The organism is Acinetobacter sp. LipI_19, from assembly GCF_058242925.1.
In genome coordinates, this window is the sequence record NZ_JBZAYK010000001.1 from 366,417 (window position 1) to 380,249 (window position 13,833).

Below are 13,833 nucleotides of genomic sequence, written 5' to 3' on the forward strand. Positions count from 1 at the left end.
TGATGGGTGTGTATGTCTGAAAATAAAACCAATAACGAAAGCTCAGATCATCAGGATCCTCATGCTGTAGATGAAACGCAGCAGATTTTACCTGAACCTGAGAAAAATAAAGGACGCTGGCGACCATCGTTGATCTGGCTGATTCCGTTTATTGCATTGCTGATCGGTCTGTCGTTGGCAGTCAAAGCGGTATTAGATACTGGTCCGACCATTAATGTTGCTTTTAGAACCGCTGAAGGGTTGGTTGCAGGTAAGACAACCGTTCGCTTTAAACAAGTGGATATCGGTCTTGTTCGCCAAATTGATCTTGCTGATGATCATTCACATGTTATTGCCAAAATTGAACTACGTAAGGATGCCAGTAATTTTGCTGCAAAAGATTCACGATTCTGGGTGGTTCGTCCTCGCATTGGTGCCAGTGGTGTTTCAGGAATTGATACCTTATTGTCGGGTGCTTATATTGAGGTTGATGGCGGTAAGGCTGAACAAAAACAGGATGAATTCACTGGCTTAGAAGTTCCTCCAGTCATTTCATCAGATGTACCGGGGAAAATCTTTTTCCTCAAAGCCAATAATTTAGGTTCACTGGATATTGGCTCTCCTATTTATTATCGTCAGATCAATGTGGGTCAAATTACTGCTTATCAATTGGCCAAAGATGGTAAGAGTGTTGAGCTACAGACCTTTATTCAAGCACCTTATGATAAGTTCGTGACAACCGATGCGCGTTTCTGGCAGGCCAGTGGTGTCGATGTCAGCTTAAGTGCATCAGGATTTAAGCTAGATACCCAGTCTTTAGTGAGTATTATCGCAGGGGGGATTGCATTCGGTTATCCTGAGAATTCACATGCTGCTGTTGCTTCGGATCAAAGCCGTTTTAATTTATGGGATTCTCGTACTGAAGCATTGAAAGAGCCTGATGGAAATCCTCATCGCATTATTATGTATTTTGATCAGTCTCTACGTGGTTTGTCAGCAGGTGCACCGATTGACTTTATGGGAATTGAAATTGGCAATATACAGTCAATTAATGCTGAATTTGATGCAAATTACACTCAGATTCGTATGCGGGCTGAGGGGGTGATTTATCCATCTCGTTTAGCCAACGGTAAAGAGCTAGACCCTGATGGTGAAATTTTTAAACGCTTCATCGAAAGAGGCTGGCGTGCTCAAATGCGTACAGGAAATTTACTCACAGGGCAGAACTATATTGCCTTTGATCTATTCCCTAAAGCAAAACCAGCAAACTTAATCATCCGATCAAATGGTGTGATTGAGGTTCCAACCACACCAACCGAGTTAAAGGGATTACAAGCACAAGTATCGCAAATTGCAGATAAATTGAATAAATTCCCATTGGTAGAAATTGGGCAGGATGTACGTAAAACCCTCAATAATATGAACTCAGCGATTAGCTCAACAGATAAATTAGTGAAGCAGTTAGATGGTAAAGTTGCACCAGGACTACAAGCGACTTTGGATGATGTACGTAAAACCATGCGCTCTACTGAAACTATTTTGTCGAGTGACGCGCCAATGCAACAGGATGTTCGCCGTGCTTTACAGCAAATGACACGTGCTGCCGCATCTTTACAGTTAATGGCAGACTATATTGAACAACACCCTGAATCACTCATTCGTGGGAAAACGCCTGAGGTTAAAAATGGTAAATAAAAAAAATAGTCCACATTTTATGTCCTATTTACCGCAGTCTAGTCGAGCAGGTTGTGGACTGCTACTGGCCATTGTAGGTTTAATTGGCTGTTCCAGTTCGCCTACTCCAAATTACTATACCTTGACCCCAACAGTTAAACCCTTGGTGAGTTCAAATGTACGGGTAATTGAAGTACTGCCAGTGGGATTGCCAGACCGTTTAAACAGGGCACCCTTAGTCTTACAGGACAGCAGTGGTAAATCTAATGTATTGGATAATGAACGCTGGACGTCCACTTTGGCCGCTGAGTTACGTGATGGGTTGTCTGCAGGCTTACAACAGAAATTAGGTGCTGTAGATCGTTATAGTAGTGGTATGACTGGTGGTAAAGTGTCATACCGTGTTGCAACCGACTTTTCTCGGTTTGATATTATCGAACACTCCAACACACGTTCGTTAATGGGAGCGATGAATCGGGATATTGAGGTGGCGGTTGCTTGGATTATTAAACGTGATGATCCAGCCCGCCCCTTAAATCAGCCAACAGCAACACAGAATGCTGTGTTGCCCAACCGACAACTCAGTTGTCGAATGGCATTTACCGACGCAGTTGGTGCAGATGGCAACAAAATTGTTGATATAGTCAGTGTTTCACGGCAGTCATTGAGTAAGGTGGTTGAAGCGATTGCCGCTTCTGTAGTTGCAACAGAAGCCAATAAAGCTGTGGTGATGGAAGGGGTGACCTGTTCCTAAGCAAGCACTAAAAAAAGCACCCCAGTTTTAAATAAAATCTGAGGTGCTGTTAAATTTGATTCAGTGTTAACAATCTAAAAAATTGAATATTTACAATTGCTTAAATATTAAACCATCGCTGGATCACTGACAGAATCTGCTCCTGTTTCAACGCGTCCTGCAAAGCGTCGATAAAACTTAGTATCCTGAGTACAAGTTACTGCAAAATCATACCATTGCCATGTATCTTTCAGTTCCCAATGTCGTGTTGATGTTTGACCTGCTTTTACAGTGATTTTTAACGCTGCGTCACTACGATAGACGACTGGATTAATGACCAGTTCAACATCTTTTGTGCCCGTATTGGTCAGGTCTAAATAAACATTACCATTGGCAATATCATAACACACACGAATTTCAGGATTGATTTGCAGGGTTTGATTACGATTTAAATCACCTTTGAAATGGCGATGAAAACCATTCGGTCCCATTACCCAAAGATCATACAAACCTTGATTATCCTTTTTCACATTCCAAACATCATCCAGTGTTTTACCCGCTTCTACAATGTAACGACGTGGGACACGGCTGAGATTTAACTTGTCATAGACATGAAAAACTGCGCCTTGAGTCCCTGTATTTGAGAACATGAGTTTAACTGTTCCATCATTTTGACAACGTGCACTGGTGTGTAATTCATAAGGCAATGCTTTAGACGGGCGAATACCACTGGCTTGAATTGGAAGTTGTAAATTGGTTGGAATCGGAACATTGGGCAGCTTTTGTTGAGCTGAACGAAGTTGATCTGCTTGCTCACGGGTTTGTTTACCTGTTAATTCTGGCAGAACATCTTCATTTGGGGTTTTAAAATTAAATGCTGAGGTTAAATCACCACAAATGGCACGACGATAAGGGCTGATATTCGTTTCTTTTACCCCAAAGCGTTGTTCTAAAAACATTAATACGGACGTATGATCAAACACTTGAGAGTTAACCACACCACCACGACTCCACGGTGAAATTACAAAGAGTGGTACTCGTGGGCCCGGTCCATAAACACCATTGTCTTTTTTAGGCTGGCTGTTGCTTCCTAGTGGCGCATCATGTAGATAATATTCATACTGCATATCAGCTTGGCTAAGTGTGGATTTACCTGCATACGTATTGTCTGCTTGTAAGGTCGGTGCTGATGGAGACGGAACATGGTCAAAATAACCATCATTTTCATCAAAATTGATCAAGAAAACGGTTTTACTCCAAACCTCTGGCACTGCTGTTAAAGCATCTAAGATTTCTTGAATAAACCAAGAACCTTGTACTGGGCTTGATGGACCTGGATGTTCACAATAGATGGATGGTGCATTGATCCAAGACACTTGGGGAAGTTTGCCTGTTTTGATATCATTTTTAAAAGCATCTAAAAACTCTTCGGGTTTATTGCCGGGCAGAGTGTTTGCGATACCTTTATACAGTGGATTTTTAGCATTATCGGTTGTGGCATCATAAGCTTTATAAGGTAACGGTTGCGCTGCTTTATTGTATGGGCTATTCGGCGCACCACCACTTGAAACTGGGTAACCTGAGGCAATATTGGCTTTTTTAAAGGTACGGAATGCACCGAGCATGTTATCACCCCATTCATCCGGCATATTTTGATAGCAAATCCAGTTAACACCTGCCTCTTCTAAACGTTCAGCATAGGTTTTCCAAGTGTAGCCGACATCAACGTTTTTGGGATCACCATCAATCCAATCCCATTCATTATTCACAAACGCAGTACTGGTCGGTACTGCACCATTGGTGCCCGTTAAATGAAATGAACGATTGGCATCTGTACCCGTGTGCATTGAACAGTGATACGCATCGCAAATGGTAAAAGCATTGGCTAAAGCAAACTGATAAGGGATTTCCTGCTCTTTAAAATAACCCATTGCATAATCAGTTTTATGGGTGGGCCAGTTTGACATACGGCCGTTGTCCCATGCTTTTTGGCTATCCACCCAAGTATGATTTGTACCGGGTGCACGTTGTGCATTATTACTCGATCCATCTAAATGAAAAGGTGTTAATAAAGCACCATTACTTCGTTGTTGTTGCCATACAGTACGATCATTTTGCAAAGGAATGGTTAAGCGGTCGGCAAAACCACGAACGCCTTTTAGTGTACCAAAATAATGGTCAAATGAACGGTTTTCCTGCATCAGGATAACCACATGTTCGACATCCTGAATGGTTCCTGTTTTATTATTTGCAGGAATAGCCAATGCTTTTTGAATGCTGGCTGGAAATGTAGATAAGGCAGCAGCACCAAAACTTGTTTTAAGTGTATTTGCTAAAAATTGACGACGATTAATCACAATATTTCCCTTTGGTATTTTTATGTTTATGGTGCGCAACGCATTAATGGTTTTTTAGATCCATCAGGCTGTGTGGTGGTCTTATCATCATTTGAATCATTACAAGCTGTGAGTGCTAGTAAAATGGGGAAAATATAAATGTACGATAGCCATTGTTTTGATTTTCTTAACATGTGTTTCATCCATTATAAAGATGCCCACACATTAGACAGCGCTTGTGACAGCAAGGTGTCACCTTTATGACAAATCATTGACATGGCAATAGCGTTAGAAATCGAGACAGAAATCCAGATAGAAATAGAAAATAAAATTGGAAAAGCTTAATCGGTTTTGATGGAGAGGTTAGAGGGGAATGTTTAATTTTAATTTGAACTGTTGTTGAAATCTAGATATCAATTCAGTATTTTTATTTTAAGTGGTTAATTTTATTGTTTATATTTTATGGGGTGCGTAATCATGCATCTGGTCAAAAAGTGATGGATGAAAACAGTTTTTAAGTTTTTTTACTTAGATCGATTGTCTTTATAGGAACAGGTCTGTCATTTAAGGACAACCTGAAGCTTTAACGTATTCACATCATTGACAAGATCAACATGGATCATTATTTTAACTCATCAAGTTCTTTTTTAGAACTTGTTATTTTAAGATAAATTCTTGAGGTGAACCATGTCTATATCAGCGGTGAAAGAAAAATCAAAGCAAAAAACACCTGCATCATTTCCAGTACGTCGTATGGATTATGAATTTCAGGATATGCCCAAGTATTGGTGTAATGACGAACCAACCTTTACCCATTACTTCACAGGTTTATCGACGCTTTTTCCTGAAGGTGAGTCGTACTTTGTCCGTTCAGTGCGCGCTTTGCGTGAAAAAATTAAAAACAATCCACAATTAGATCGTGATATTGGTGCCTTTATTGGACAAGAAGCCATGCACTCTAAAGAACATCATGCTTTTCATGTTAGTGCACAACAATATGGTTTAGATCCTGAATCTTTAGAAAAAGTCACAGGAATCATATTAAAAGCGATTGAGCGCACTTTCCCTAAGAAATGGAATCTCTTGGTGACTGTGGGTCTAGAACATTACACCGCAGTTTTGGTGGTAGAAATGATGAAAAATGTCAATGAGTTAATGACCGATACTACCATTCGTAATTTATGGTTATGGCACAGTGTAGAAGAAACTGAACATAAGGCCGTGGCTTATGACATGTATGAATATTTATATGGCAAGGGCTTAGATGCCTACATTCCTCGCGTAGCGATTTTTACATTTAGTCTTGTGCTGATCACGCTATTTTCTAATGTATATCAAGTGGTGTTGATGTCGAGAGATAAACAATTATTAAACTTTAAGTCTTGGACTAAGTTTGCTGGGTTTACAGTGCAAGCCTATCGTAAGCTGGTACCGCAATTTTTCTCTTATTATCAGTTTGATTTTCATCCGAATGATACCGATGAATCTGAAATTGTTGCACAAACTAAAGTAAAAATTGGTTTATCCCCTGAACAATCAACATTTATTCAATAAATATTTATCAAAATAGGAAATAGTGATGAACCCACTCAATATGACGGGTCTGGAAATTATGCAAGCATTCCAAAAAGGACTGGTGCCAGCGCCTGGTATTGCAAAAACTATGGGAATGGAGGAAGTAGGAGACGTTGAATACGGTCGCATTGTATTTATCGCAATTGCGGATGAACGTCATAGCAATCCATTGGGTGGGGTACATGGTGGTTTTGCCGCAACTGTACTTGATTCGGCTACAGGTTGTGCCACCCATACAGTATTAGCTGCGGGTGAAGGTTATGGAACCACAGATCTGGCGATAAAAATGTGCCGGCCGATGCCGTTTAATAAAAAGCTGATTGCAGAAGGAAAAGTGATTAACGTGGGGAAAAATTTAGTTATATCTGAAGGTTATCTTCGAGATGAAGATGGAAAATTGTATGCACATGCCACAGCAACCAATATGATCATCCGTCGTTGAAAGACTCTGTTTCTGCATCATGGATTTGAACCAGAATTTTTGGATCATGGCTTTTAATTCAGGTTTTTTGATTTATCGCCTTTGAATCAGGTCTGTGATGTATTAAGCGTTGATCCTGTGATGTCGCTCTTCAAATGTCAATCGACCCAAAGTTAAGCTGAGAATATAAAATGAATCCAGTTGTATTACATCAATGGGAAATTTCACCGTTTTGCCAAAAAGTTGCCAGAATGTTGCAATTTAAAGGGATTGCTTATCGGACTGTGGATTATAACGGTGTACTGGGTGCAAAGGTGCCAATGCTCAGTAAAGCAGGCAAGGTTCCGGTACTAGATATTGATGGTCAACGTATTCAGGACAGTACACGTATTGCGCGTTATCTAGATGAGGCTTACCCAGCTTTACCACGGTTATATCCTATTGATCCCTTACAAAAGGCTTATGTTGAACTTTGGGAAGATTGGTCAGACGAGTTGTTATATTTCTATGAAATGCACTTTCGTGTGAATGATGCTGATGCCTTAGATTATGCGGTTGAAATGAGTGCAAAAGGTCGCCCCAAACATGAAATATATTTGTTGAAACCTTTGCTCAAAGCAACATTAAACCTGCAACTTAAAATGCAGGGTACAGGTCGCATGACCAAGCAGGATATTGAGGCAGAATTTCTTCGTCATTTAGAACGTATCGAATTGGTATTGGCTCAAACAGGATGGTTGGTTGGCGAGGCTAAAACACTGGCTGATATTGCGGTTGGTTCGCAGCTTTTAGAGATTGTCCGCACCAGTAAGATTTGGGGCACTAAAATTAAAGCTTATCCTTCTATTGCTCAATGGATTGACTTGCTATGAACAAGCAGAATGCAACATCTCAAAATATAGCAACACTACCATGTGTGGTTGTTATGGGCGTAGGGGCTGAACAAGGAATTGGGGCAGCAGTTTGTCACCGTTTTGCTCAAGAAAAATTAAAAGTACATGTTGTGGGGCGTACTTTAGTGAAAGTGCAAGCCGTAGTTGATTCAATCAATGCGCAGGGTGGGCATGCCGTAGCACATGCTTTGGATGCTGAAAATGAACAACAAGTACAGGCTTTTTTTGCAAAGAGGAATGCGCAAAAGGAGCATCTCGTCGCTGTTATTCATAATGTAGGAGGCAATATTCCCTCAATTTTTTTAAAGACTTCTCTTCAGTTTTTTACTCAAATGTGGCGTTCTACTTTTTTATCGGCTTTTTTAGTGTCACAACAGTCCTTAAAAATCTTTGAACAACAGCAATATGGCACGTTGATTTTTACTGGAGCAAGTGCATCTCTTCGTGGTAAACCTTTTTTTGCGGCATTTACTATGGGCAAATCCGCATTACGCACCTATGCACTGCATCTCGCCCAGATATATAAGCCTCAAAATATCCATGTTGCACATATTATTGTTGATGGCATGGTCAATGGTGATCGGGTCAATAAGGCTGTATTAGGTTTAGGACGCTTACTGAGACTAACACGAGGCACAGGTGGATTAAATATCGAAGCGATTGCTGAGAATTATTGGATGCTTTATCAACAAAATCGTGATTTATGGACCCATGAACTGGATTTACGTCCTTATCAGGAGAAATTCTAATATGTACAATTTAATTCCTCCATTGCTGAGAAAAAAATCCAAACTACAGGGCTGTATTGTTGTTATTGGCAATGAAACCTACTCGCTCAGCCAGCTTTTTGTGGATCAAGCACATAACAGGGCAATGCCTGTATATCAAGTTCAGCATGATCCTATGCAAACCAATCTAAAGATTGAGCAACAAGATTCAGGTCTAAAGCGGGTTCGTTTGAATCTGATCAATCCGACTGCTTTAAAAAACTTAGTGGGCTATATTCAACGCACAGGGCATTCAGTTGAACTGTGTATTTTCCAAGCTGATTTTTCAAAATCATTGTCGAATTCCGATGCTTCAGCCCAACAGATCGAACAACTTTGGCAAAACACTGGTTTGGCTGCGGTAAATATTTCCCAAGCGATCATTCGACAGATGCTGATTAAGTCACAAGGAACTTTGATCTTTCTAGGAACACAGCCCAACCTGATCGCTGAAAATAATGGCTTAACTCAGAGTATGTTTGCCAGTATTCGGGCATTGGCACAATCTTTGGCAAGAGAGTTTCATCCTAAAGGTATCCATATCACTTATTGTATGTTGGAAAGTTGGGATAGTCAGAATATTGCCTTGATGGATTCAGTTAAAAATATGTGTTGGCATCTTTATCACCAACCTGATTCAACTTGGAGTCAGGAATTGAGTGTTGGTGTATAAATGCTATGGGGATTAATGCGAGAGAGCGCTAGTTAATCATATCCATCCCAAGCAGCGTGATTCAAACTTCAAAGCAATCGATTATCCTGAAACAATCGTACAATCCATTCGATAAAAACTTTTTGTCGTGGTGAAACCAGTGTTTTTGATGGATAAAGTAAAGAAATAGGCAGGGATGGAACAGGATATTCAGTTAAAATTTGACAAAGTGTGCCTTGTTCTAGCTCAGATAAATAACCATAACGTGGTGCTTGGATGATCCCAAAATGCTGTTTGGCTGCTGCTGCATAGGTATTTGCACCATTGACTTGAATCTTCAACGGCAACTCAAAAACCTGTGTTTTCTTGCCTGTCAGAAACTCAAGCGGCAGTGGCTTTTGTCGAGCAGATGAATAAAATCCGACCATAAAATGTGCTTGCAGATCTTCTAAGCGTTGTGGTGTGCCATATTTTTCTAAGTATTTTGGACTGGCTAAAGTCACTTGTTGAATATCGCCCAGATGCCTGACAATTAACTCACTGTTATTGAGCTGACCTATACGAATCACACAATCAATGCCTTCTTTAATCAGATCTACATAACGGTCGCTTTCGGTGAGTTGCAACTGTATCTGTGGAAACTCTGTTAAAAAATCATCTAATTTTGGCAGAATAAAATACGCAGCAAAAATACCATGAACTGCGATTTTTAAAGGCCCTTGAGGTTTTGCATCAAGAAAATCATGATCAGACTCATTGATATAACCTAAGATATATTTGCAACGCTCATAATAAATATGGCCTTCATCTGTTGCTTTTACCTGACGAGTGGTACGCAACAATAAGCGCGTATTGAGTTGGAATTCTAATTGTTTAATTGCATCAGTCAGCGTTGAGCGTGGCAGGTTTAAGATCTGTGCAGCTTTGGTAAAACTTTGTTGTTCTACCACATTGACGAAAGCAGACATTGCATTGAGTTTATCCATACGCCATTCCAATTGTTCGATTTATTCGGATAAAGATGTCAGATTTAACTAGATTATCTGGTTTTATCTGAACAGTATCATAGACGCGATTAGAGGTATATTTTATTCCATGAGGTCATCACCATGCATACAACAGATCAAACACAGCAAGAAAAAGTGATTTTAATTACAGGCGCTTCTCGCGGAATTGGTGCATTTACTGCCAGCTTATTGGCACAGCAAGGCCATAAAATCATTATTAATTATGCCAGTAATGATAAAGAGGCGGAGCATGTTTTGAGTAGTATTCAAGCGTTAGGCGGAACAGCGAGTTTATTTAAAGCCAACATCAGCCATTCTAATGAAGTGATTGCATTATTTGATTATGCAATTCAAACCTATGGTCGATTGGACGTGCTGATTAACAATGCAGGGATTTTGAAATTAAGTAAGATTGAACAATTAGACGATGAAAGTATTGATCAAGTTTTAGCAATTAATATTAAAGGCCCTTTATATACCATGCGTGAAGCTGCTAAGCGACTGCAAAAGGGCGGTAAAATTATTAATTTATCTAGCAGTGTGGTGGGGATGAAGCTCGAAACTTATGGTGTTTATACTGCATCAAAAGCTGCCATAGAATCCTTAACGGCTATTTTAGCCAAAGAGTTAAGAGGAAAAAATATTACGGTAAATGCAATTGCACCTGGGCCTACGGCAACTGAACTTTTCCTTGAAGGCAAAAGTGATGCATTGATTGCTCAGTTAAGTAAAGCTGCACCTTTAGAGCGTTTAGGCACTGTAGAAGATATTGCCGCAGTGCTGGATTTCGCCGTAAATGAGGCGAGTAATTGGGTCAATGCCCAAGTCCTTCGAGTCAATGGTGGGATCGTTTAATTCCATAGGGAAAATCCGGACCCAAGTCTTTAATTGGGGGCGATAGAGGATAATCACTTTATTTATCTGCTATCGCCCCAGATTCTGATGAGATCAAGGTCTGTGAGAATCAAGGCTATACAAATTATTTTTTATAGGCTTTCGCTTGGGTTAAATATTTTTCCATTTCTTCATCTGGAACCATTCCTCCTCCAGTCCCCCAGACAATATGATTGGCATTTTCCAATTGCTGTTGGCTAAAGTGATGTAGCGCGGCATAGTCTTGATGTTGATTGGTCAAAATTGGTCCAAGCATACCCGCCAACGCAGAAGGTTCTAATTTAAGCTGTTCTGCATCATTGAGCATGCCCAAGAGTACATACATAGTTTCATCCGTTAATGTATAAAAACCGTCTAATAACCTTTGCATGGCTCGACCCACAAAGCCAGATGCTCGCCCAACAGCGAGACCATCAGCAGCAGTGATATTGTCTATACCCAGATCTTGAACTGAAATTTTATCATGTAAACCTGTTGCAACACCGAGTAACATACATGGTGAATGGGTCGGCTCGGCAAAAATACAATGTACATGATCACCAAAGGCCATTTTTAAGCCAAATGCAACGCCACCGGGGCCTCCGCCAACACCACAAGGTAAATAAACAAATAAAGGATGTTGTTGATCAACCAAAATATTTTTTTGTTCTAATTGCTGTTTTAAACGTTGCCCAGCAACTGCATAACCTAAGAATAAGGTTTGTGAGTTTTCATCATCGATAAAAAAACAGTTTGGATTTTCTAATGCTGCTTTTCGGCCCTGTTCCACGGCAACACCATAATCTTCAGCATATTCAACTACTGTGACATTGTGCGCACGTAACTTATCTTTTTTCCATTGACGTGCATCTGCTGACATATGCACAGTCACATCAAAGCCTAATTTCGCACTCATGATGCCAATAGAAAGGCCTAGATTTCCAGTAGAACCGACCGCAATACTGTATTGACTAAAAAACTGTTTAAACTCTGGACTATTCAGTTTTGCATAATCATCTTCAATGTTTAGGCGTTGTGCTTGAATCGCAAGCTTTTCAGCATGACAAAGCACCTCATAGATGCCACCACGGGCTTTGATTGAACCCGATATTGGAAGATGACTGTCTTTTTTAAGCCATAATTGACCATGGATCGCTTGCCCAAAATGCTGTTCCAACTGTTGCTGCATTTGAGGAATAGCTGCCAGTTCGGATTCTATAATACCTTGGGATACTACTGTTTCTGGAAAAGCTTTCATCAAATAGGGTGCAAAGCGTGTCAAACGTGCACTGGCATCATCAATATCTTTTTGCTTCAACCCGACATAGGGCAGCCCTTCTACCAGTGAGGTAAAATTGGGATTAAACCATGCCACTTCTTTGAGTGCGATAAGGTCTTTAACAATCGGGTATTGGGCAATCAGCTGATGAATCTGTTGAGCGTTCATAAAATACTCCTAAAGGCTTAAATAAAATGAGAAAGCAGGAAGGTGCAGCCCAATGCGGTGAGCGAGGCAAGAAAAGTTGCAGAGGTATAGTATTTAAAGGTTTCGTTTAATGTAGCACCACAGTATTGTTTGACTAACCAAAATAAAGAGTCTGTCACAATGGTAAAACCGATGGCACCTGAACCAATCGCAATCGCCATGATCTCGGGACTAATATTAGGGTAGAGCGTTAACATCGGTGCAACGATAGCGGTTGCACCCATCATTGCAACAGTTGCAGAGCCTACAGCTGCATGTAAAATCAGCGCAACCAACCACGCAAGTAAAATTGGATGCATATGCAAGTGGGAAAGCGTGACTGCCATTGAGTCAGCTAAACCACTGGCTTTTAAAATACTGTTAAATGCACCGCCAGCCCCAATGATGAATAGGATGTTGGCAATTGAAGAAAAAGAGTCTTCGGTGGCTTTTAATAAACTTCCCATCTGCATATTACGGCGTAGACCGAGGGTGTAGTAAGCAACAAATACCGCAATAAACATCGCGGTGATCGGATTGCCGATAAAGCCTAAAATGTGTGAAAGCTGAGTGGATGTATGATTATTTAATTCAGCCACTGTTTTGATTAACATTAACCCGATTGGAAGAAATACCGTAAATAAGGTGATTTTTAAAGAAGGTAAGTTGTGTTCTTCTTTTAAGGTAAGCTTTGAAAATTCGACAGGTACGGCTTTAAACGGTAAACGTTGACCAACTAATTTTAAAAACAATGGGCCACCAACCAGTGCAGCGGCTAAACCCACCATTAAGCCAAAAATAATCACGGTACCGACATCAGCCCCTAGTTTATTGGTGACATAAAGTGCGGCAGGGTGAGGCGGTACCACACAATGTACAGCCATTAATGCGGTGCATAATGGAATCGCCAATTTAAACAAAGAGGTTTTGGTATGCTGCGCTATAGAAAAAGCCAAAGGAATTAATAAAACTACACCAACTTCTACAAATAAAGTGATACCACAAAATAGCCCAATCAGCACCATGACCACATCACTGGATATCCAGTGACATCGTTGCAAAGACAGGGCGATACGTTCAGCAGCACCAGAGATTTCCATCATTTTGCCGAGAATAGTACCCAGTGCAATGACTGTGGCAAGGAAACCCAAGGTGCTTCCGATCCCATTTTCAATTGCATTGACCATATCCAGTAATGGCATTTTCATTGCTACACCGACAAAGAAACTTGCCAGAAGTAAAGCTAAAAAGGGATGCAGTTTAAATTTTAAAATAGTGAAAATAATTAACCCGATACTGGTTAATAATATACCGACATCCACGAAATTGGTTTCCATACCATATATCTCTGTGACAAAAGTTGTTCTTGGTCTATTGAAGTTAAACCAGAGAAATCCGTCAAACGATGATATTTGATCTACGGGTTAAAATAATTCACTTGAAAAATAAATCCTAAAT

12 protein-coding genes are annotated in these 13,833 nt (G+C 40.3%); 8 read left to right on the top strand and 4 right to left on the bottom strand.

Translation table 11 applies throughout. The features are described 5' to 3' along the window. Window positions 1–6: 6 nt before the first annotated feature. The gene (locus AC4CVF_RS01880; protein ID WP_336951994.1) at window positions 7–1,674 is read left to right on the top strand and encodes a PqiB family protein; all 1,668 of its coding nucleotides are present in this window, start codon (window positions 7–9) and stop codon (window positions 1,672–1,674) included. Further along, window positions 1,664–2,407 carry a PqiC family protein gene (locus AC4CVF_RS01885; protein WP_490788814.1) on the top strand — a complete coding sequence of 248 codons (744 nt, stop codon included), beginning with the start codon at window positions 1,664–1,666 and terminating at the stop codon, window positions 2,405–2,407. The genes AC4CVF_RS01880 and AC4CVF_RS01885 overlap by 11 nt, the downstream gene beginning before the upstream one ends. 107 nt (window positions 2,408–2,514) lie before the next feature. Here the strand turns inward: AC4CVF_RS01885 and AC4CVF_RS01890 are convergent, their stop codons facing one another. Further along, a complete protein-coding gene (locus AC4CVF_RS01890) occupies window positions 2,515–4,743 on the bottom strand; it encodes a phosphocholine-specific phospholipase C (protein WP_419329008.1) in 2,229 nt (742 codons plus the stop codon). A 666-nt stretch (window positions 4,744–5,409) separates the two neighbouring features. Here AC4CVF_RS01890 and AC4CVF_RS01895 point away from each other — a divergent pair. From AC4CVF_RS01895 to AC4CVF_RS01915, 5 genes are all read left to right on the top strand, one after another. Then, complete coding sequence (locus AC4CVF_RS01895) at window positions 5,410–6,276, top strand: metal-dependent hydrolase (RefSeq protein WP_336951991.1); 867 nt, start codon at window positions 5,410–5,412, stop codon at window positions 6,274–6,276. 25 nt (window positions 6,277–6,301) lie between these two features. Next, complete coding sequence (locus tag AC4CVF_RS01900) at window positions 6,302–6,739, top strand: PaaI family thioesterase (protein ID WP_419359810.1); 438 nt, start codon at window positions 6,302–6,304, stop codon at window positions 6,737–6,739. 170 nt (window positions 6,740–6,909) lie between these two features. Next, entirely contained in the window at window positions 6,910–7,590 is a 681-nt protein-coding gene (locus tag AC4CVF_RS01905) for a glutathione S-transferase family protein (RefSeq protein WP_490788815.1), read from the top strand. Beyond that, window positions 7,587–8,360, top strand: coding sequence for an SDR family NAD(P)-dependent oxidoreductase (locus AC4CVF_RS01910; protein ID WP_490788816.1), 774 nt, complete (start codon window positions 7,587–7,589; stop codon window positions 8,358–8,360). Before AC4CVF_RS01905 ends, AC4CVF_RS01910 begins: the two co-directional genes overlap by 4 nt. A 1-nt stretch (window position 8,361) precedes the next feature. Further along, window positions 8,362–9,051 (top strand): Rossmann-fold NAD(P)-binding domain-containing protein, encoded by a 690-nt coding sequence (locus tag AC4CVF_RS01915; protein ID WP_490788817.1) that lies wholly within the window; start codon window positions 8,362–8,364, stop codon window positions 9,049–9,051. 68 nt (window positions 9,052–9,119) lie between these two features. Here the strand turns inward: AC4CVF_RS01915 and AC4CVF_RS01920 are convergent, their stop codons facing one another. Continuing rightward, window positions 9,120–10,016: a LysR family transcriptional regulator gene (locus AC4CVF_RS01920; protein WP_419328997.1), complete on the bottom strand. Its 897-nt coding sequence runs from the start codon at window positions 10,014–10,016 to the stop codon at window positions 9,120–9,122. A 123-nt stretch (window positions 10,017–10,139) separates the two neighbouring features. Here AC4CVF_RS01920 and AC4CVF_RS01925 point away from each other — a divergent pair, with 123 nt between their 5' ends. Continuing rightward, entirely contained in the window at window positions 10,140–10,892 is a 753-nt protein-coding gene (locus tag AC4CVF_RS01925) for an SDR family oxidoreductase (protein ID WP_336951982.1), read from the top strand. 124 nt (window positions 10,893–11,016) lie between these two features. Here AC4CVF_RS01925 and dsdA read toward each other — a convergent pair whose 3' ends face one another. Both dsdA and dsdX read right to left on the bottom strand, forming a co-directional pair. After that, on the bottom strand, window positions 11,017–12,357 hold the full coding sequence (gene dsdA, locus AC4CVF_RS01930; protein WP_419359808.1) for a D-serine ammonia-lyase: 1,341 nt from the start codon (window positions 12,355–12,357) through the stop codon (window positions 11,017–11,019). A gap of 17 nt (window positions 12,358–12,374) precedes the next feature. Continuing rightward, window positions 12,375–13,712 (bottom strand): D-serine transporter DsdX, encoded by a 1,338-nt coding sequence (dsdX, locus tag AC4CVF_RS01935; protein ID WP_419359806.1) that lies wholly within the window; start codon window positions 13,710–13,712, stop codon window positions 12,375–12,377. Between the last annotated feature and the right edge of the window lie 121 nt (window positions 13,713–13,833).

Coding starts and splice junctions, on each gene's coding strand:
- AC4CVF_RS01925 (WP_336951982.1), top strand. CDS start 10,140: ATGCATACAACAGATCAAACACAGCAAGAAAAAGTGATTTTAATTACA.
- AC4CVF_RS01910 (WP_490788816.1), top strand. CDS start 7,587: ATGAACAAGCAGAATGCAACATCTCAAAATATAGCAACACTACCATGT.
- dsdA (WP_419359808.1), bottom strand. CDS start 12,357: ATGAACGCTCAACAGATTCATCAGCTGATTGCCCAATACCCGATTGTT.
- AC4CVF_RS01915 (WP_490788817.1), top strand. CDS start 8,362: ATGTACAATTTAATTCCTCCATTGCTGAGAAAAAAATCCAAACTACAG.
- AC4CVF_RS01905 (WP_490788815.1), top strand. CDS start 6,910: ATGAATCCAGTTGTATTACATCAATGGGAAATTTCACCGTTTTGCCAA.
- AC4CVF_RS01885 (WP_490788814.1), top strand. CDS start 1,664: ATGGTAAATAAAAAAAATAGTCCACATTTTATGTCCTATTTACCGCAG.
- AC4CVF_RS01895 (WP_336951991.1), top strand. CDS start 5,410: ATGTCTATATCAGCGGTGAAAGAAAAATCAAAGCAAAAAACACCTGCA.
- AC4CVF_RS01920 (WP_419328997.1), bottom strand. CDS start 10,016: ATGGATAAACTCAATGCAATGTCTGCTTTCGTCAATGTGGTAGAACAA.
- AC4CVF_RS01900 (WP_419359810.1), top strand. CDS start 6,302: ATGAACCCACTCAATATGACGGGTCTGGAAATTATGCAAGCATTCCAA.
- dsdX (WP_419359806.1), bottom strand. CDS start 13,712: ATGGAAACCAATTTCGTGGATGTCGGTATATTATTAACCAGTATCGGG.